We start from the raw sequence: 19,196 nt of genomic DNA, 5'->3' as shown, positions 1-19,196 counted from the left end.
TGGACGGGCGGCTGCCGGGCGGACGACGGGCGGACGGGCGACGGGCGGGCAGCCGGGCGGGCCGCTACTCCGCGCGCCGCCGCACCCTCGGCAGCCCGTCCGCCTCCAGCACGACCCGCGCCTCGTCCTCGCTCACGCTCGCCCGCCGGTCGCCTCGCAGGACACCGTGCGCGGGGCACGGGCACCGGTCGAACAGCGGGTCCGGGCAGTTCGCGAGCCCCTGCCGCAGCCGGTCGAGATCCTCCGGCTCCAGCCGCCACGTCCAGTCCATGTCCCACGGCTCGTCGGTCTGCCACGGTTCGAGATAGCAGTCGTGGCTGACCTTGTGGAGCACGCCGTGGCCGCAGCCGGGGCACTCCAGCACCCGCGCATGGTCGTAGACCTGGCCATGCTCCGCACCGGCCTCGTGCGGCACCCCACGCTCATGGATCTCGGCCACCGGCCGCCGTACCGCCCCGCACCGCTCGCACTCCGGCTTCAGCCCCATGTACGGCAGCCTAGGAGCGGGGCCCACCCGGCGGACATCGGGTGGGGTGCGGAGGTGGTGCGGAGGTGGTGCGGATGTGCGGAACGTCGCACGCCGGAATCCCGCGCGGCGGGAATGTCAGGTGTCCTATGGCTGTTAGTACCTGTCATGCCAGCTCCATCCGATCGCGCCCGAATGCCCGTCGCCGTCTACGTCCTGGGCCTGTCCGTCTTCGCCCTGGGGACGTCCGAATTCATGCTCTCCGGCATCCTCCAACCGCTCGCCCGCGATCTGGAGGTCTCCATCCCGCAGGCCGGGCTGCTGGTCTCCGCGTTCGCGATCGGCATGGTGGTGGGTGCGCCCGTCCTCGCCGCGGCGACTCTGCGACTGCCGCGCCGTACAACCCTGATAGCCCTGCTCGCTCTGTTCGGGCTGGGCCAGGTGGCCGGCGCCTTGGCGCCGACATACGGCGTGCTGTTCGCCTCACGAGTGGTGAGCGCGCTGGCCTGCGCCGGTTTCTGGGCGGTCGGCGCGGCCGTCGCGGTCTCGCTGGTTCCGGTGACCGCGCGGGCCCGGGCAATGGCCGTCATGGTCGGCGGGCTGAGCATCGCGAACATCGCAGGCGTCCCGGCGGGCGCGCTGCTCGGGCAGCACGCCGGCTGGCGGTCGGCTTTCTGGGCGGTGGCCGCACTGTCCGCGATCGGGCTGATCGGCGTGATCGCGCTGGTGCCGCGTACGGCCGTGCCCACCGGTGACGACCGCCCCCAGCTGCGCCGCGAGCTGACCATCTACAAGGACAAGCAGGTCTGGCTGGCGCTGACCGCGACGGCCATGAACGGCGCGGCCGTCTTCGCCCTCTTCTCCTACCTCTCGCCGTTGCTGACCGACACCGCCGGGCTCGCCGAGAGCTGGGTGCCGACAGTGCTCGCGCTCTTCGGCGTCGGCGCGCTGATCGGCACGTTCATCGGCGGCCGGATCGCCGATGCCCACCTCTTCGGGACGCTGTTCGCCGGCATATCCGCCTCCACGGTCGTACTGGCCGTCCTGGCGCTGACCGCACACAACCCGATTGCCGCGGTCGCGCTCTCGCTGATGCTCGGCGTGACGGCCTTCACCACGGCCCCGGCGCTCAACGCCCGGATGTTCAATGTGGCCAACGCCGCGCCGACGCTCGCGGGCGCCACCACCACCGCCGCCTTCAACATCGGCAACACCCTCGGCCCCTGGCTCGGCGGCCTGGTCATCGGCGCCCACTGGGGCTACCCGTCCGTGGCATGGACCGGCGCGGCGCTGGCCGCGGTGGCCGTCATCGTGACGGCCGTCGCCTTCCGGCTGCACCGGTCGGCCGACCACCGCTCCAAGCTCGTCGCCTCCTCGGCCTCGCGCACCGCGGCTGCGCAGAACACGCCCGCCAAGCAGCTCTGAGGCAGTCGGGGGCCGGGCCGGCCGGACCGGGCCGCCCCCGGGCCCCGCCCCCGACTCGCTCGTCCCGCCTCACACGCCGCTGTCGAACCGCCACCGCGTCTGGCTGTACGTCTCGCCGCGCCCGAAGCCGAACGCGGTGACCGGCTCGACCCGGAAGACCACAGCCCGTTCACCCTCCCGGTGGAACGCGCCGTCCCTGACCTCGAAGCGCCAATCGTCGCCGTACTTCGCGGCGTAGAGGTCGGCCAGCCCGAGCAGGGTCGTCGGGTCCTCGACCCGGACCGCGTCGCCCTCGACGACCACGTCCAGGCCGACCTGCAGATCATTGCCGCCGACCGTCGACGTCGTGAGCACGCAGTGCGGGCTGACCTCCAGATTCCTGGCCTTGCGCTCATCGGCGCCGGTGGCGAAATGCAGCGCACCGTCCGCCCACACCGCCAGCAGCGGCGTGACGTGCGGGCGGCCGTCGGGCCGGACGGTGCTGAGCCAGAAGATCTCCGCCTCGGTCATCCCGCCGACCGCCGCGCGCCATTCCGTGGCCGTGGCTCCCTCACTGCTGTAGCCCGGGTGAAGCTCGGTGGCCGGCTCCCTGGCTGCCATGACAGTCCCCTCTCGCTTCGGCTCGTCCTTCGCTGCACGGCTCGTCCTTCGCTGCACTGCCCGTCCTTCGCTGCACTGCCCGTTCGCGACGGTGCGCCGCCGAGCCCATGCTGCGGGCCCGGCCACCCGCCGGTCCGACGCGCCCTACCGCGTCTCCTCCGCCCCCGGTGCCGTCCGGCGCTTGGGCCGCCGCAGCCCGGCGGCCGTCAGCCGGCGCAGCAGTTCCTTGCAGCCGACCTCGACGGCTCCGGCGCGTACCGCGTCGGCGTACCGCTCGGCGGGCAGGTCGTAGTGATCGCGCTCGAAGGCCCGCCGCGGCACGCCGATACCGGCCGCGAACCGGTGCAGTTCGTCGAACGAGACGTCGCTGACCAGGTGCGACCACATCCGGCCGTGCCCAGGCCAGGTGGGCGGATCGACGTAGATCGCCACCTCAGCTCTCCAGGGGAGCGCGCAGCCTGCCGACCGGTGCCACCTCGACCGCCGTCTTGGGGCACACCCAGTGCGGATCGGGCCCCAACTCGGGCTCGACATCGAGGGCGTGAGGGTCGCCGGACGTGGTGCACACCGGGCACAGCGGCCAGCGGCCGTAGCGTTCGAGCAGCGCGTCCTGCACGTCCTGAGCTATCAGCCCCGCGACGAAGTCCACGCCTTCAGGCCACTGCTCCACCCACCATCGGCGGTGCGCGACCGCATCCTCGACGAGCGAGACGATGTCGGCGTCGGCGACCTCGTCGGCGATCAGGTCGGCGAGCACCAGCGCCCGCGCGGCATGCAATGCCTGTTCCAGCTCCATACCGCCCATTGTCGCGCGGACGGTCGGCGCGGACCGCTCGTCCTCCACAGGCCGATCGAGCCGTGCGGCTTTTCCACAACCCGGCACGGCGAGTGTTGACGCGGCACGTCGATGAAATTACTTTTCACACGTGAGCAGCAGCATGAAGGAAACTTTCAAAGGCGCGGCGAAGGACGTCGCGAAGGAGATGGCCGTCGAGACCCGACCGGCCCCGACCCCACCCGCCCCCGCGGCCCTGGCCGCCAAGGTCCGCACCCTCGGCCCGACGATGACCCGCTCCATGCAGCGGGTCGCGGAAGCCGTCGCCGGCGACCCCGCCGGCTGCGCCGCCCTGACCGTCACCGGCCTCGCGGAGCGCACCGGCACCAGTGAGGCCACCGTCGTCCGCACCTCCCGCCTGCTCGGCTATCCGGGCTACCGCGACCTGCGCCTCGCTCTGGCCGCGCTCGCCGCGCAGCAGGCGGCCGGTGGAGCGCCCGCCGTGACCGCGGACATAGCGGTCGACGATTCGCTGACCGAGGTCATCACCAAGCTCGCGCACGAAGAGCAGCAGTGCCTGGCCGACACCGCGGACGGTCTGGACGTCAGCCAGCTGGAGGCGGCCGTCGCTGCGCTCTGTGGAGCCCGCCGGATCGATGTGTACGGCATCGGCGCCTCCAATCTCGTCGGCCAGGACCTCGCGCAGAAGCTGCTGCGCATCGGGCTGATCGCGCACGCACACAGCGATCCGCACCTGGCGGTGACGAACGCCGTCCAGATGCGCACCGGCGACGTCGCCATCGCGATCACGCACTCCGGTCGGACCACCGACGTCATCGAGCCACTGCGGGTGGCCTTCGACAACGGCGCGACGACCATCGCGATCACCGGTCGCCCGGACGGCGAGGTCGCCGCGTACGCCGATCACATCCTCACCACCTCCACGGCCCGCGAGAGCGAGCTGCGGCCGGCCGCGATGTCGTCGCGGACGAGTCAACTTCTGGTCGTGGACTGCCTGTTCATAGGAGTTGCCCAGCGCACGTACGAGACCGCGGCACCCGCGCTGTCCGCCTCCTACGAAGCCCTCGCGCACCGCCACCAGCCCTGACCGCCGCCGTGGGGACCAGCCGCCCGACCCTGGAGAGAGCCTGCACACCATGACCTCCACCGCCGACTACGCCCACCTGCGCGCCCAGCTGGACACCCTCACCACCGAGGCGTTCCGCCCCGAGCTCGCCGATATCGATCGCCGCTCCACGCTGGAGATCGCCCGCACCATGAACGGCGAGGACGCCACCGTCCCCGCCGCCGTCGCCACCCAGCTCCCGCAGATCGCCGCCGCCATCGACGCCACGGCCGCACGGATGGCCGGCGGCGGCCGGCTGATCTACGCCGGGGCCGGCACCGCCGGGCGGCTCGGCGTGCTGGACGCCAGCGAGTGCCCGCCGACGTTCAACACCGACCCCGCCGATGTCCTCGGGCTGATCGCGGGCGGCCCGTCGGCCATGGTCACCGCCGTCGAGGGCGCCGAGGACAGCAAGGAATTCGCCGCCGAGGATCTGGCCACGATCCGGCTGACCGCCCAGGACACCGTCGTCGGCATCTCCGCCTCCGGCCGCACGCCGTACGCCATCGGGGCGGTCGAGCACGCCCGCGCCCTGGGCGCACTCACCATCGGCCTGTCCTGCAATGCCGGTTCCGCGCTGGCCGCGGCCGCCGAACACGGCATCGAGGTCGTCGTGGGCCCCGAGTTGCTGACCGGCTCCACCCGGCTCAAGGCCGGCACGGCCCAGAAGCTCGTGCTCAACATGCTCTCGACCATCACCATGGTCCGCCTGGGCAAGACCTACGGGAATCTGATGGTCGACGTCCGCGCCTCCAACGACAAGCTGCGGGCCCGCTCGCGCCGCATCGTCGCGCTGGCCACCGGCGCCTCCGACCACGAGATCGAGGCCGCCCTCGGCGCGACGGACGGTGAGGTCAAGAACGCCATCCTCACCCTTCTCGGCAAGGTCGACGGGCCCACCGCGGCCCGCCTGCTGGAGACCTCGAACGGCCACCTCCGCACCGCCCTCGAAGCCACCGCGGCCACCGAAGCCCCCTGACCCGACGACTCGGCCCACTCCCTCCCCTCCCCTCGCCCCCTCTCCTCCGTCCTCGTTGTCCGCACAGCAAGGCACCCCATATGTCCGAAGACAAGAACCGTGCCATCGCCGCCGCGATCCTTCCCCTCGTCGGCGGCGCCGCGAACGTCACCTCCGTCGCCCACTGCATGACCCGGCTCCGGCTCGGCGTCCAGGACCGCTCACTGGTCCAGGGCGACGCGCTCCGGGCGGTGCCGGAGGTGCTGGGCGTGGTCGAGGACGACACGTACCAGATCGTGCTGGGCCCCGGGGTCGCCCGGATCGCGCCCGAATTCGAGCGCCTGGTCGAGGAGGCCCGCACCACCACTCCCGAGGCGCCCGCCCGGGAAGCGGCCCCGGAGGCCGGACCGGACGTGAAGCCCGCCGCCGCGCCGGCCGTCCCCACGACCACGGCCGTCCCCACGACCGCGGCCGACCTCGCCGCGCAGGGCGCCGCCCTCAGAGCGGGCCGGAAGGCGAAGAACGCCACCCCCGCCAAGCTCTTCCTCCGCCGGATCGCCAACATCTTCGTCCCGCTGATCCCGGCGCTCATCGGCTGCGGCATCGTCGCGGGCATCAACGGCCTGCTCACCAACCTCGGCTGGCTGCCTTCGGCCGTCCCGGCGCTGGGCGCCATCGCCTCCGGCTTCATGTCGCTGATCGCCGTCTTCGTCGGCTACAACACCGCCAAGGAATTCGGCGGCACCCCGATTCTGGGCGGCGCGGTCGCTGCGGTCATCGTCTTCCCCGGCATCGCCGACATCACCGCCTTCGGCCAGAAGCTCGCCCCCGGCCAGGGCGGCGTCCTCGGCGCGTTGGCCGCCGCTCTGCTCGCGGTGCAGGTGGAGAAGCACTGCCGCAAGGTGGTCCCCCAGGCGCTGGACGTCCTCGTCACCCCCACCCTCACGGTCCTGGTCACCGGCCTGGTCACCGTCTTCGGCCTGATGTACGCCGCCGGGGAGGTCTCCACCGCCATCGGCGCCTTCGCCAACTGGCTGCTCGCCCACGGCGGCGCGGCCGCCGGCTTCGTCCTGGGCGGCCTCTTCCTCCCGCTGGTCATGCTGGGCCTCCATCAGGCCCTCATCCCCATCCACACCACCCTGATCGAGCAGCAGGGCTATACGGTCCTGCTGCCCATCCTCGCCATGGCCGGGGCGGGCCAGGTCGGCGCGGCGATCGCCGTCTACCTCCGCCTCCCCCGCAACGGCTCGATCCGGACGACCATCAGGTCCGCCCTCCCCGCGGGCTTCCTGGGCGTCGGCGAGCCCCTCATCTACGGCGTCTCGCTCCCCCTCGGCCGCCCCTTCGTCACCGCCTGCATCGGCGGTGCCTTCGGCGGCGGCTTCGTCGGCCTGTTCAACCAGCTCGGCGACACCGTCGGCTCCACCGCCATCGGCCCGTCCGGCTGGGCCCTCTTCCCCCTGGTCAAGGGCAACCAGGGCATCGGCGCCACGATCGCCGTCTACGCCCTGGGCCTGGTCGTCGGCTATGTCGTCGGCTTCCTCGCCACCTACTTCTTCGGCTTCAGCAAACAGATGCTCACCGATCTGAACGCGGCGCCCGAAGCCACCACCGCCACCGCCCCGGCCCCCGCGCCCGCACCCGCACCCGCCACGGCCCCGGAGGGCCCGGCACCCGACGGCCCGGCGCCCGACGACTCACCGCCGGACAAGGAGCCGGTCTCCGCCTGAGCCGGACAGCAACGGTCCGCTGTCGAGCCGAGCCCCGCGCTCGCCTCGCATCCGCCGCAGCACGGTGCCGGTCCGCGCGCCCGGCACCGTGCCCGCTCACGGCAGCCTGCTCGCCTGGTTCGCCTCGGCCACCCGCGCCCGCAGCGCATCCCGGCTCCCGGCGGGCCGCACCGCATCCGGCGGGCAGTCCCACTCCCGCCCACCCCCGGGCGGCCTGAGCTACACATACGGCCCCTCCTGGCCCATGACCTTGCCGAGCCGCCCATCCCGCACGTCCACGACGTAACCGCCGCACACCACCCTCACGGCCGCCGCCCGGCCAGCACCTCCAGGAGCCGCCGCGCGGTGCCGAGGTTGCACCGCCCCAGCTCCACCAGCGGCTGCATCGTCCGGCTCGCATCCGACACCGGATCCACGCACAGCGACGGCAGCACCACACCCAACGCCCCTAGCGCGCCCTCCAGTTCCGCCACGATCTCGTCGGCGTCCCGCGCCTCGTCCCCTGCGGTTCCCACGCTCTCCACTGCCGCCTCACCTTTCACGCTGGGTTGTCATTACGTACCCAGCGTGGCCACTGCGCGGCTAGCCTGGACAGAGGCGCAGGCCAACAACCGCACGTGTTCAGCCTGGGAGCTGCGATGTCAGGACCCAAAGCTCTCGACCCCTCCTCATCACCGCGCGCCATGCTCGGCGCCGAGTTACGCCACCGCCGCGAGGCCGCCGGAATGACCCAGGAAGAGCTGGGTGCGCCCCTCTTCGTCAGCGGCTCGTTCATCGGCCAACTGGAGGCCGGTACGCGGCGCATGCAGCGGGATTTCGCCGCGAAGATAGACGAAGTCCTGCGCACCGACGGCTACTTCCTCCGCAACTGCGTGGCAGCGGCCAAGTCCAAATACCCGGATCACTTCGCGGAAGCGGCGGAGGCGGAGGCCGTCGCGCTGGCCATCCGCGAGTACGCACCGCTGCTGATCCCGGGCCTGGTGCAGACGGGGGCGTATGCGCGGGCCGTCTTCCGCGCGTACCAGCCGACGGCGACCGAGGACGTCATCGACCGGCTGGTGGAGGCGCGGCTCGAACGGTCCCAGGTCCTGAGCAATCCAACACAGCCGTTGTTTTGGGTCGTACTGGACGAGGCGGCCCTCCGCCGGGAGACCGGCGGCCGGGGGGGTGATGGCGGAGGCGTTGCGGCACGTCGCGGAGTTGATCCGACGGCATCGGATCATCGTGCAGGTGTTGCCGTTCAAGGCTGGGGCACATGCGGCCATGATTGGCGCCCTCAAGCTGATGACCTTCGAGGACGCACCTCCGCTCACCTACATCGAAGGTCCTGAAGCAGGGCGGCTGGAGGACAATCCAGCAACGGTGACCCGCCACGAGCTGACCTACGATCTGCTCAGGGCCTCGGCACTGGCGCCGAAAGAATCCCTGGCCCTGATCGAATCAGTGGCGGAGGATTACGCACATGAGGACGAGCCCTGAGTACGACCTGAGTGCGGCCAGTTGGCACAAGTCCAGCCACAGCGGCGGCAGCGGCGGCAACTGCCTCGAAGTGGCTCGCGACTTCCCCGGCGCCGCCCGCTGGCACAAGTCGACGTACAGCGGCGGCGAGGGAGGTAACTGCCTTGAGGTCGCCCGGGACTTCCCCGGCGCCGCCCGCTGGCGCAAGTCCTCGTACAGCGGCGGCGACGGCGGCAACTGCCTCGAAGTGGCCGACGACTACGCACCCGAGGGCCTCGTCCCCGTCCGCGACTCCAAGAACCCGAACGGCCCGGGGCTCGTATTCCGGGCCCCGGCATGGTCGACGTTCATCGCCGCCCTCACGTCGGACGGCACCGTTCCGGCCCCCTGACCGCCCCTCCGCGGCCCGGGCTCAAGCTCCGGGCTTCGAGCTCTCTTTCCAAGGAACGGACGGGAAAGAACTCCCCACCCACCCTCCCAACCCCCGCGCGTACCAGCGAACATGACGTTCCGTGATCGGCTTGCCACGACACGTCGCATCGGTCTAGCGTGCCTCGCAACGACAACCGCAAACGCCGCAACGACAACCGCAAACGCGACGACCCCGACAGGCGCTACCAACACCGGCCGGGGTCTGACCAACAAGATCGAAAGCAGCGATCTCATGGCTTCGGACGACTTTAGCGCTGCCCTGCCTGCGCACGCAGCCCGCCCTCCCCACCCCGCCGCGAAACCCGGCTACGGAAAACGCAGCGCCCCCGGCCAACACCCCTGCCGCGCGACCGACTTCGCGCACCTCGCTCCCCGCGAGGCGTCAGTGGCCGCCTACCTCGACCGGCTGCCCGACGGGGCGGACATCTCCGTAAAGACGCTGGCCAAGGTGTTACCGACGTACGGCCAGTGCGCGCTGCGCACCGCACTCCGCCGCTTGTCCGAGGCCGGTCACCTCCGCCGCATCACCGAGACCCTGACGGGTGACGGCGGCAGCCCGGTCTGGGTGACGCGCACGTACTTCTCCCGTACGGCTCGCGGCGACGCCTGGTGGGCCGCCTTCCGCGCCGGGAACGTCCCCGAACCCGCTTCCCCCGCTCCGGCGCCCCAGGAACACGAGCCGCCCCCCACCACAGCACCCCCACCCCCACGGCAACGCCCACAACCACGCCCACTCCCACTCCCGGGCCTACGACCTCCTCGCCTCCCTCGCCCGCGCCGAACCCCGTATGACGCTCTCGGCTGCCGACTGCGCCGCCCTGGAAGCGCTCGCCGAGGAATGGCTCACGCGCGGCGCCACGCCGGACCATCTCCTGCGAGCCCTGACCGCGGGACTCCCACCGGAAGGGGTCCACCACCCGGGCCACTTCGCCCGCGCTCGCCTCCTCGCCAAGATGCCGCCTCCCGCGCCGCAAGCCCCATCCGACGCGGGCCCGCCGCCCCCACGCCCGCCCCTGCGCATCCTCGAATGCACCGTCTGCCGCACGCCGGGTCGCCCCGAGGCCCTCCCCGGCAGCATCTGCGCCCCCTGCCGGGGCCAATCCCCGCCCGCTACGCGCCACCAGGCAACCGCCGACGCCGTCCGCGCCCGCGTCCGCGCGCTGCGGCACGCGGCCCGCGCCCCCGAACACCGCCTCGAGGGCGTCGAGGCGGTTGCAGGCGTCAGTAAGGCGTCAGTAAGGCGTCACCACGTCAATAGCCCTGCCGGGCAACGTACTTCCCGCACCGCCGACACCGTCCGGCCGGCCTCCGGGCCGGGAGCGGACGGACCGGCAGACAGTCGAACGCAATGAGCCCGCGCCCCGGAACCACGTGTCCGGAGAGCGCAGGCGCACGCATACCGCGTGGGCTTCCACTGCATGGTCCAGGCCGACGGCAATACGTACCTCACCCCGGTCTACTAGGCCGCCTCACCGGACCCACCGGCTCCCACCGGACCCACCGGCTCCCACCGAACCCACCGGCTCCCACCGGACCCACCGGACCCACCGGCCACCGGCACCGCCGTTGCGAAACAGGCCACCGGCACCGCCGTTGCGGCAGGCCCCGGACACCCCGTCGGGGGCCTGCCGCACGTCCGAACGGGACCCCACCGCACCGATCCGCCCCGAACCGACCCGGCCCGAGCCCACCCGGGCCCCGCACCAACCCGGCCCGCCGACCCGGCCCCGACCCGACCGAACCGGGCACAGGAAGTCGGGTCCGGCAGTATCGCTCCTCCCTAACGTGAGTGACCAGAAGGGAAGGAGACCGGAGTGCTGGAGCGGCTGAACGAAGCCATGGAGCACATCGAGCAGCACCTCGACCAGCGGATCGAGGTGCCCGAACTGGCACGGATCGCGACGACGTCGGAGTACCACTTCCGGCGCCTGTTCTCCGCGCTGGCGGGCCTTCCGCTGTCGGAGTACATCCGGCGCCGGCGGCTGACCGTCGCGGGCGCCGAGGTGCTGTCCGGCGAGCGGACGCTGCTGGAGATCGCGGTGCGCTACGGCTACGGATCGGGCGAGGCGTTCGCCCGCGCGTTCCGAGCGATGCACGGCGTGGGCCCCGGCGATGCCAGGCGGACGGGTGCGGCACTGCACTCCCAGCCCCGGATGTCCTTCCGCCTCATCATCGAAGGGAGCAGCACCATGCGATATCGGATCGTGGAAAAGGAAGAGTTCCGGGTGGCCGGAAGGAAGGCACGGGTCCCGCTCGTCCACGCGGGCGTGAATCCGGCGATCGCCGAGTTCATCCGGTCCCTCGACCAGAAGGACATACGACGCATCGCCGCACTGTCCGACCAGGATCCCGACGGGATCGTCTCAGTGACCGACGACCTGGACACCGCCCGCGCCGAGGGCACCGAACTCGACTACTACCACGGCGTGGTGACGAGCACGCCCGCCCCCGAGGACCTGGACACCCTCATCGTCCCCGCCGGAATCTGGGCGGTCTTCGAGGACTCCGGGCCGTTCCCGCAGTCGCTCCAGTACCTCTGGCGGGACGTCTACACGCAGTGGTTCCCGTCCAACCCGTACCGCAGCCGTCCGGGACCGGAGATCCTGCGTACCCGACTGTCGGAGGACGGCGCCCGGGCGGACGCGGCACTGTGGATCCCGGTGGAACCGGCACATTGACCTCTTCCTGCGTGCCCCACCCGGCACCCCGCCCCGCCCTCTCCCCGGCCGGGCCGACACGCCGCCATCCCACGGGCTAGCCTGGTGCCCGGACTATCCAGCAGTGGGGTCGTGGGGGAGATTGCGCACCTGTGGACTACACGTCGGGGGACCTCGGGCGGGAGCTGCGGCAGCTGCATGCCGCCGCCGGAAGTCCCTTACTGGAAAAGCTGGTTGAGCTGTCCCACGGCAGGCTGCCGCCGGGCCACCGGCTGACCGTCTTCACCGTCCACGGCTGGCTGCACGACGGCGCGGCGCCCAACTCCTGCGCGGTGCTGCTGGCGTTCGTCGGGCTCCTCGACGAACTGGCCGGACAGGCGGACGGCGAGGGCCACCGAACCCGGCCGCCGGCGTGGTGGGAGGGGCTGTGGCACCAGGCCACCCGGCCGCCGGCCCCGCCGCAGGCACCGCCCTCGGCCCCGCCGGAACTGGAGGACCTCTCCTTCAGCGGCACGACCGGCAACGTCATCGACGGCCACTCCCGCATCACCGGCCCGACCGTACAGGCCGGTTCGATCAACGGCGGCCTGCACGTCCACCCGCCCGCCGAACCGGCCGCCCCACCCTCACCCGCCGTGCCGCAGCAACGGGACGCCCGCGTCGTCATCCGCGTCGAGCGGGCCGGCGAGACGATCGAGTTCTACGACGAGGGCCTGGCACGTATCTGGATCACCGCGGTACTCGATCAACGCAACAACTCTGCAGAGGGGGCGGAATCATGACCGGCGACAGAACGACCGGAGCCGAAGTGACCGGAGCCGCCGGCCACGAGATCGATACCGCCACCGCATTGCACGCAGCCGAAATCCTGGAATCACCACACGGTTTCCGCTCCAGCCTCGAGCAGGTCGACGACGCCATCGACACCCTGAGCAAGGTCCTTTCCGCCACTCCCCCCGGCCCGCTGCGCATCACGATCCTTTCCAACCTCGGCCTGATCCGTATGGTGCGCTTTCAGCTCACCGCGTCCCTGACCGAGCTGGACTCCGCCATTTCCTGTTTCAAGGAAGCGCATTCCGCCCATGCCGCGCAGCCGCCGCAGGACAGCCGCCCCGAACTGAGCGCGACCATCCCCAATCTGATCAGCGCCCTGCACACCAGGGCCGAAGTCACCGGTGACTGGGACGACCTCGACGAAGCGATCGCCTGGGGCCGTGAGGCGGTCGTCCGGATGCCGCCCGGCCTTTCCCAGCGAGCGGCGGCGCTGGCCAGCCTGAGCAGCGCCCTGCGCATTCGCTATGAGCGGTCGCAATACGAGGGCGATCTCACCGAAGCCATCGATCTGGGACGGCAGGCAACCGTCGACCTGCCGGAGCACCACCCGCGGCAGGGTTCCGTCCTGTCCAATCTCGGCAGCGCTTTGATGGCGGCGGGCCTGGCGGAGGAATCCGTAGCCGTATACGAAAAGGCCGTCGCCGAATTCGCCACGTCCGGAAACCGGCACGGCCGGGCCCGCACCCTCAACAACCTCGCCGGCGCCCTCATCCAGACCGGCCGGGTGGACGCGGCCGCGGAGACCTACCGCGCGGCGTTGCGGGAGTTCCAGGAGGTCGGGGACCAGGCGGGCGAGGACCGGGTCAGGAAGAACCTCGCGGCGTCCGCGGCGATGGTGAAGGGCGCCGGCGCCGACGCCTCGGGAGCCCGGGGGGACGCCGGCTGAGCGCGTGACCGACGGGCGGACGCACCCGGGGACGCCCCAACGACGCCGATGAGCGGACTCACCTCGGGGCACAGGCCGCCCCGGCGGACCCCGCCCCGAAACGCCGCCGGGGCGGCACCCTTGGGAGAAGGGTGCCGCCCCGACGAACGTGTGGACCTGCGATCCGGGAGGACCGGCAGTCTGATCCGAAGGATCAGAAGTCCATGTCACCGCCCGGCATGCCGCCGCCGGCCGGGGCAGCGCCCGCCTTCTCCGGCTTGTCGGCGATGACGGCCTCGGTGGTGAGGAACAGCGCGGCGATGGAGGCGGCGTTCTGCAGCGCAGAGCGGGTCACCTTCGCCGGGTCGAGGATGCCCTCGGCGATCATGTCGACGTACTCGCCGGTGGCGGCGTTCAGACCGTGGCCGACGGCCAGGTTGCGCACCTTCTCCACGACGACGCCACCCTCGAGACCACCGTTGACGGCGATCTGCTTGAGCGGGGCCTCCAGGGCGAGCTTCACGGCGTTGGCGCCGGTCGCCTCGTCACCCTCGAGCTCCAGCTTCTCGAACACCGCGGAGGCCTGCAGCAGGGCCACGCCACCACCGGCGACGATGCCCTCCTCGACGGCCGCCTTCGCGTTGCGAACGGCGTCCTCGATGCGGTGCTTGCGCTCCTTGAGCTCGACCTCGGTCGCGGCACCGGCCTTGATGACCGCAACACCGCCGGCGAGCTTCGCCAGGCGCTCCTGCAGCTTCTCGCGGTCGTAGTCGCTGTCCGAGTTCTCGATCTCGGCGCGGATCTGGTTGACGCGGCCCTGGACCTGGTCGCTGTCACCGGAGCCGTCGACGATCGTCGTCTCGTCCTTGGTGATGACGACCTTGCGGGCGCGGCCGAGCAGGTCGAGACCGGCGTTCTCGAGCTTGAGGCCGACCTCCTCGGAGACAACGGTGCCACCGGTGAGGATGGCGATGTCGCCGAGCATGGCCTTGCGGCGGTCACCGAAGCCCGGGGCCTTGACGGCAACGGACTTGAAGGTGCCACGGATCTTGTTGACGACCAGGGTCGACAGGGCCTCGCCCTCGACGTCCTCGGCGATGATCAGCAGCGGCTTGCCGGACTGCATGACCTTCTCGAGCAGCGGAAGGAGGTCCTTCACGTTGCCGATCTTCGAGTTGACGATCAGGATGTACGGGTCGTCGAGCGACGCCTCCATACGCTCCATGTCGGTGGCGAAGTACGCCGAGATGTAGCCCTTGTCGAAGCGCATACCCTCGGTGAGCTCCAGCTCCAGACCGAAGGTCTGGGACTCCTCGACGGTGATGACGCCTTCCTTGCCGACCTTGTCCATCGCCTCGGCGATGAGCTCGCCGATCTGGGTGTCGGCGGCGGAGATGGAGGCGGTGGAGGCGATCTGCTCCTTGGTCTCCACGTCCTTCGCCTGCTCCAGCAGGGCGGCGGAGACAGCCTCGACGGCGCGCTCGATGCCGCGCTTCAGCGCCATCGGGTTGGCACCCGCGGCGACGTTGCGCAGGCCCTCGCGGACCAGAGCCTGGGCCAGGACGGTCGCGGTCGTCGTGCCGTCACCGGCGACGTCGTCCGTCTTCTTCGCGACCTCCTTGACCAGCTCGGCGCCGATCTTCTCGTACGGGTCCTCGAGCTCGATCTCCTTGGCGATGGACACACCATCGTTGGTGATCGTGGGGGCGCCCCACTTCTTCTCGAGGACGACGTTGCGGCCCTTGGGGCCGAGGGTGACCTTGACGGCGTCGGCGAGCTGGTTCATCCCGCGCTCGAGACCGCGCCGTGCCTCCTCGTCGAACGCGATGATCTTGGCCATGTGAAGTGGTCCTCCCGGACATCGGGGTGGATTGCTCCGGACCGCGCTGGCGCCCGCGACGGACGGTCTGCTTGCCGTGTGGTTCCTTGCCCCACCCGGCCCGCGGACCTCGCCGACCCGATCCTTGGTTATCACTCTCAACCGGAGAGTGCTAACGCCAATGATTAGCACTCGACCCCCGAGAGTGCAAGCGGCTCCGGCAGGAGCCTCCCTCCGGGGCGGTGGTCGGGCGACGGGCGGGCGCAAGCGGCTCCGGCAGGAGCCTCCACGGGGTGGCCCGCCCGGGCGGGGACGGGGCCCGGCACGTCAGAAGGTCCGCACCCCTTCAGGGGTGCGGACCTTCACGACGCTGCAGTCGGTCGGCGCCTCAGCCGGCCACCCGGACCATGTCCGCCTGCGGCCCCTTCTGGCCCTGCGAGATCTCGAACTCGACCCGCTGACCTTCCTCAAGGGTGCGGTAGCCGTCCATCTGAATCGCGCTGTAGTGGACGAATACATCCGCACCACCGTCGACCGCGATGAAGCCGTACCCCTTCTCCGCGTTGAACCACTTGACGGTGCCCTGAGCCATGCCTAACTCCCCTATTACTGGCCCTTGCGCAGGACCGCACTCCGCGGACCCGGGTCAGACCTCACCCCGCGAAAGGCTTGTGGGGTGTGCGCCGGAACGCGTCGACCGCCGCTGAATGTATCTGCACAGATGCCCAGCGCAACAGGTCAATCGGACGAGAATTCTGGCGCTGGAGAACCGGTAATTATGCGGCGAAGTCCCATTACGGCGGGGCAAGTCGGGCCGGGCATAGTTCGCGTATCCGACAATTGCTGCACACAGTTTGGGCACAACTCGGGGCGATCACATATGCGTTGGGCACGCGCGCAGAGCGGTACGAGGGTCGTACGGGGGTTGTACGAGGGCTCGTACGGCGGCGATCACGCCAATGGTATCGCCTTTCGCAACATGGAATTGCCCCATCCGCTTTTGGGCGGATGGGGCAATTCCAGTCATGCACGACGAGATATGGCGCAAAACAGCGCCCGGTGGTCAGCCGTTCAGCAACCGCCGGCCACCGCGGGAATGATGGAGATGCCCGCGCCCTCCGGAGTGGGCGTCTCCAGGCCCTGCTCGAAGCGGACGTCGTCGTCGTTGACGTAGACGTTCACGAACCGGCGCAGCTTGCCCGCGTCGTCCAGCACACGGGCCGCGATGCCGGTGTGGTTCTTCTCCAGGTCGGAGATCACCTCGGCGAGGGTCGCGCCCTCGGCGGCGACCTCGGCCTGGCCCTCGGTGTACGTGCGGAGGATGGTGGGGATGCGGACCTTGACGCTCATGGGTTCTGCCTTCCAGCGACTGCGGGATACGGGTTCGAAGGTACGGACCGGGGCTCAGCCGGCCAGGCCGGCGGCGCGGAACGCGTCCAGGTCGGGCCGGATGGTGGCCGTGGGCCCGGTGGCGACGGCGTCCAGGGTCTTGAGGCCGTCACCCGTGTTGAGGACGACGGTGGTCAGGGCCGGGTCGAGCAGGCCGTCCTCGATGAGCTTCTTGGTGACGCCGACGGTCACGCCACCCGCGGTCTCCGCGAAGATCCCTTCCGTCCGTGCCAGCAGCTTGATGGCGTCGACGACCTGCTCGTCGTTGACATCCTCCACCGCACCGCCCGTACGGCGCGCGATGTCCAGCACATACGGCCCGTCGGCCGGGTTGCCGATGGCCAGCGACTTGGCGATGGTGTTCGGCTTCTGCGGGCGGACGACGTCGTGCCCGGCCTTGAAGGCGGTGGAGACCGGCGAGCAGCCCTCCGCCTGGGCGCCGAAGATCTTGTACGGCTTGTCCTCGACCAGGCCGAGGGCGATCAGCTCCTTGAGCCCCTTGTCGATCTTCGTGAGCTGCGAGCCCGAGGCCACCGGGATCACGATCTGGTCCGGCAGCTGCCAACCCAGCTGCTCGCAGATCTCGTACGACAGCGTCTTGGAACCCTCGCCGTAGTAGGGGCGCAGGTTGACGTTCACAAAGCCCCAGCCCTCGCCGAGCGGGTCGCCGATGAGCTCGGAGCAGAAGCGGTTGACGTCGTCGTAGTTGCCCTCGATGCCGACCAGGTCGCCGCCGTAGACCGCGGCCATGACGACCTTGCCGGCCTCCAGGTCGTGCGGGATGAAGACGCAGGACTTGAATCCGGCGCGGCGGGCCGCGGCGCCGACGGCGCCCGCGAGGTTGCCGGTGGAGGAGCAGGAGAGCGTGGTGAAGCCGAAGGCGCGGGCGGCCTCGACGGCGATCGCCACGACCCGGTCCTTGAAGGAGTGCGTCGGGTTGCCGGAGTCGTCCTTGACGTACAGGCCGCCGGTGACGCCCAGCTCGGCGGCGAGCCGGTCGGCCTTGACCAGCTTGGTGAAGCCGGGGTTGAGGTTCGGCTTGTCGGCGACGTCGGCGGGGACGGGCAGCAGCGGGGCGTAGCGCCAGATGTTGTTCGGACCGGCCTCGATCCGCTTCCTCAGCGCCTCGGGGTCGCCGCTCGGCAGTTCGTACGCCACTTCGATCGGCCCGAAACATTCCTGGCACGCGAAGATCGGGCCGAGATCGAAACGCTGCCCGCACTCGCGGCAGGAGAGCCCGACGGCCGGTCCCAGAGCGACGGTGGAGGCGTTTACGGCGGTTTCGGTGACTTGCACAGCCATGGAGGCGAGGCCCTTTCTCCTCATCTTCCTCGCGACGCATCTCGTCACGAGACGGATTTGGCACCTTCCCTAGCCGGGAGCCTCGCGCGCGGGACGTCAGCGTCCTGGCGGCAAGACCGGCTGGAGGGTTGCCGGGGCTTCAACGGGCCGTATCCCTCTGCCCCTCTGGATGAGCGGTATGGCGCTGGATCGAAACCCAGGCGTTTGTGGCGGTGACCCCGGCATGCGACGGTCATCCGCGTTGTTCAAGACTGTAACCGAAGGCACTGACGGTTGAGATAGTCGTCCGAACCGCGAGATGGATCACAGCGGGTCGCTGATCCGGCGGCCACCGAGGAGTCGTAGACGTGCTGGAAGAGGTGGAGCGCTGGCTCAGCAGCCGCTCCTGGTCCGCGGCGGACCGTCCGCTGGGGCGACTGCTGGAGGCGAAGCGCCAGACCGGCCGCACGGTCAGCGTAGTGCTGCCCGCCCTTGACGAGGAGGCGACGGTCGGCGCGATCGTCACAGCCATCCGCCGGGATCTGATGACCGACTCCGTCCCGCTGGTCGACGAGCTGGTGGTGCTGGACTCGGGGTCCACCGACCGGACGGCCGAGGTCGCGGCGGCGGCGGGCGCCCGCGTCGTCCACCGCGACAGCGTGCTGCCCCGGCTTCCCGCCCTCCCCGGCAAGGGCGAGGTCCTGTGGCGCTCCCTGCTCGCCACCACCGGCGACATCATCTGCTTCATCGACGCCGACCTGCGGGAATTCTCGGCCACCTTTGTCTCCGGGATCCTCGGCCCGCTGCTGACGGACCCCGACATCGACTTCGTCAAGGCGATGTACGACCGCCCCCTGGAAGCGGGCGGCGAAGGGGCCGGCGCCGGCCAGGGCGGTCGCGTCACGGAGCTGGTCGCCCGGCCGCTGCTCAACCTCCACTGGCCCCAGCTGGCCGGCTTCGTCCAGCCGCTGGGCGGCGAGTACGCGGCCCGCCGCTCCCTCCTGGAACGCCTGCCCTTCCCGGTCGGCTACGGCGTCGAGCTCGGCCTGCTGGTCGACGCCCTGCACACGGTGGGCCTGGACGGTCTCGCCCAGGTGGACGTGGGGGTGCGCAAGCATCGCCACCAGGACGGCCAGGCCCTGGGCCGGATGGCGGCCGCCATCTACCGCACCGCCCAGCTCCGCCTCGCCCGCGGCCACCTGGTCCGCCCCCGGCTGACCCAGTTCGACCGCGGGGAGCGCGGGTTCGTCCCGCGCACGTCGGACGTGGACACCGAGGAACGCCCCCCGATGGCCGATATTCCGGAGTACGCGGAGCGGCGGGCGGCCTGAGCGGCGGACCCGGCCGGTTTCCGTACGTTTGCGCGGATCCACTGCGGGTT

General features: G+C 70.9%; 18 protein-coding genes, 2 pseudogenes and 1 riboswitch. Of the genes and pseudogenes, 10 read left to right on the top strand and 10 right to left on the bottom strand.

The window, feature by feature from the left end:
- Nucleotides 1-64: 64 nt before the first annotated feature.
- A complete protein-coding gene (locus ACGFML_RS00895) occupies nucleotides 65-487 on the bottom strand; it encodes a hypothetical protein (protein WP_393538551.1) in 423 nt (140 codons plus the stop codon).
- A gap of 174 nt (nucleotides 488-661) precedes the next feature.
- Here ACGFML_RS00895 and ACGFML_RS00890 point away from each other — a divergent pair, with 174 nt between their 5' ends.
- Nucleotides 662-1,891: a Cmx/CmrA family chloramphenicol efflux MFS transporter gene (locus tag ACGFML_RS00890; protein ID WP_393538549.1), complete on the top strand. Its 1,230-nt coding sequence runs from the start codon at nucleotides 662-664 to the stop codon at nucleotides 1,889-1,891.
- A gap of 69 nt (nucleotides 1,892-1,960) precedes the next feature.
- Here the strand turns inward: ACGFML_RS00890 and ACGFML_RS00885 are convergent, their stop codons facing one another.
- From ACGFML_RS00885 to ACGFML_RS00875, 3 genes are all read right to left on the bottom strand, one after another.
- A complete protein-coding gene (locus tag ACGFML_RS00885; RefSeq protein WP_393538547.1) occupies nucleotides 1,961-2,491 on the bottom strand; it encodes a pyridoxamine 5'-phosphate oxidase family protein in 531 nt (176 codons plus the stop codon).
- A gap of 144 nt (nucleotides 2,492-2,635) precedes the next feature.
- Nucleotides 2,636-2,923 carry a DUF4031 domain-containing protein gene (locus ACGFML_RS00880; RefSeq protein WP_393538546.1) on the bottom strand — a complete coding sequence of 96 codons (288 nt, stop codon included), beginning with the start codon at nucleotides 2,921-2,923 and terminating at the stop codon, nucleotides 2,636-2,638.
- 1 nt (nucleotide 2,924) lies between these two features.
- Nucleotides 2,925-3,287: a hypothetical protein gene (locus ACGFML_RS00875; RefSeq protein ID WP_393538545.1), complete on the bottom strand. Its 363-nt coding sequence runs from the start codon at nucleotides 3,285-3,287 to the stop codon at nucleotides 2,925-2,927.
- A 187-nt stretch (nucleotides 3,288-3,474) separates the two neighbouring features.
- Here ACGFML_RS00875 and ACGFML_RS00870 point away from each other — a divergent pair, with 187 nt between their 5' ends.
- From ACGFML_RS00870 to ACGFML_RS00860, 3 genes are all read left to right on the top strand, one after another.
- Nucleotides 3,475-4,374, top strand: coding sequence for a MurR/RpiR family transcriptional regulator (locus ACGFML_RS00870; RefSeq protein WP_393540332.1), 900 nt, complete (start codon nucleotides 3,475-3,477; stop codon nucleotides 4,372-4,374).
- A 49-nt stretch (nucleotides 4,375-4,423) separates the two neighbouring features.
- Nucleotides 4,424-5,371 carry an N-acetylmuramic acid 6-phosphate etherase gene (gene murQ, locus ACGFML_RS00865; protein ID WP_393538543.1) on the top strand — a complete coding sequence of 316 codons (948 nt, stop codon included), beginning with the start codon at nucleotides 4,424-4,426 and terminating at the stop codon, nucleotides 5,369-5,371.
- Nucleotides 5,372-5,451: 80 nt separating this feature from the next.
- A complete protein-coding gene (locus tag ACGFML_RS00860; protein WP_393538541.1) occupies nucleotides 5,452-7,080 on the top strand; it encodes a PTS transporter subunit EIIC in 1,629 nt (542 codons plus the stop codon).
- Nucleotides 7,081-7,176: 96 nt separating this feature from the next.
- Here ACGFML_RS00860 and ACGFML_RS00855 read toward each other — a convergent pair.
- Nucleotides 7,177-7,386 (bottom strand): annotated as a pseudogene (locus tag ACGFML_RS00855) (hypothetical protein).
- Complete coding sequence (locus tag ACGFML_RS00850; protein WP_393538539.1) at nucleotides 7,383-7,604, bottom strand: hypothetical protein; 222 nt, start codon at nucleotides 7,602-7,604, stop codon at nucleotides 7,383-7,385. Before ACGFML_RS00850 ends, ACGFML_RS00855 begins: the two are co-directional and overlap by 4 nt.
- Nucleotides 7,605-7,718: 114 nt before the next feature.
- Here ACGFML_RS00850 and ACGFML_RS00845 point away from each other — a divergent pair.
- The 5 genes and pseudogenes from ACGFML_RS00845 (at nucleotide 7,719) to ACGFML_RS00825 (ending at nucleotide 13,347) form a co-directional block, all read left to right on the top strand.
- Nucleotides 7,719-8,559, top strand: a pseudogene (locus ACGFML_RS00845) (helix-turn-helix domain-containing protein).
- On the top strand, nucleotides 8,543-8,929 hold the full coding sequence (locus tag ACGFML_RS00840) for a DUF397 domain-containing protein (protein ID WP_393538537.1): 387 nt from the start codon (nucleotides 8,543-8,545) through the stop codon (nucleotides 8,927-8,929). Before ACGFML_RS00845 ends, ACGFML_RS00840 begins: the two are co-directional and overlap by 17 nt.
- Before the next feature lie 1,855 nt (nucleotides 8,930-10,784).
- Nucleotides 10,785-11,648 carry a GyrI-like domain-containing protein gene (locus tag ACGFML_RS00835; protein WP_393538535.1) on the top strand — a complete coding sequence of 288 codons (864 nt, stop codon included), beginning with the start codon at nucleotides 10,785-10,787 and terminating at the stop codon, nucleotides 11,646-11,648.
- 131 nt (nucleotides 11,649-11,779) lie between these two features.
- Nucleotides 11,780-12,409, top strand: coding sequence for a hypothetical protein (locus tag ACGFML_RS00830; protein WP_393538533.1), 630 nt, complete (start codon nucleotides 11,780-11,782; stop codon nucleotides 12,407-12,409).
- Complete coding sequence (locus ACGFML_RS00825) at nucleotides 12,406-13,347, top strand: tetratricopeptide repeat protein (RefSeq protein ID WP_393538531.1); 942 nt, start codon at nucleotides 12,406-12,408, stop codon at nucleotides 13,345-13,347. The genes ACGFML_RS00830 and ACGFML_RS00825 overlap by 4 nt, the downstream gene beginning before the upstream one ends.
- 193 nt (nucleotides 13,348-13,540) lie before the next feature.
- Here ACGFML_RS00825 and groL read toward each other — a convergent pair whose 3' ends face one another.
- The 4 genes from groL to thrC form a co-directional block, all read right to left on the bottom strand.
- A complete protein-coding gene (gene groL, locus ACGFML_RS00820; protein WP_393538530.1) occupies nucleotides 13,541-15,166 on the bottom strand; it encodes a chaperonin GroEL in 1,626 nt (541 codons plus the stop codon).
- A gap of 367 nt (nucleotides 15,167-15,533) precedes the next feature.
- Nucleotides 15,534-15,737, bottom strand: a complete 204-nt coding sequence (locus tag ACGFML_RS00815) for a cold-shock protein (RefSeq protein WP_003986833.1) — start codon at nucleotides 15,735-15,737, stop codon at nucleotides 15,534-15,536.
- Between the two features lie 479 nt (nucleotides 15,738-16,216).
- Nucleotides 16,217-16,495 (bottom strand): MoaD/ThiS family protein, encoded by a 279-nt coding sequence (locus ACGFML_RS00810; RefSeq protein ID WP_393538528.1) that lies wholly within the window; start codon nucleotides 16,493-16,495, stop codon nucleotides 16,217-16,219.
- Nucleotides 16,496-16,549: 54 nt separating this feature from the next.
- Nucleotides 16,550-17,836, bottom strand: coding sequence for a threonine synthase (gene thrC, locus ACGFML_RS00805; protein ID WP_393538526.1), 1,287 nt, complete (start codon nucleotides 17,834-17,836; stop codon nucleotides 16,550-16,552).
- Nucleotides 17,837-17,853: 17 nt separating this feature from the next.
- Nucleotides 17,854-18,012, bottom strand: a riboswitch (SAM riboswitch).
- A 171-nt stretch (nucleotides 18,013-18,183) separates the two neighbouring features.
- Here thrC and ACGFML_RS00800 point away from each other — a divergent pair.
- Nucleotides 18,184-19,146: a glucosyl-3-phosphoglycerate synthase gene (locus ACGFML_RS00800; protein ID WP_393538524.1), complete on the top strand. Its 963-nt coding sequence runs from the start codon at nucleotides 18,184-18,186 to the stop codon at nucleotides 19,144-19,146.
- The last annotated feature ends 50 nt before the right edge of the window (nucleotides 19,147-19,196 follow it).

It is taken from the genome of Streptomyces sp. NPDC048650 (assembly GCF_043199095.1).
Taxonomy (GTDB): Bacteria; Actinomycetota; Actinomycetes; order Streptomycetales; family Streptomycetaceae; genus Streptomyces.
This window is presented reverse-complemented; position numbering and strand designations above follow the sequence as displayed.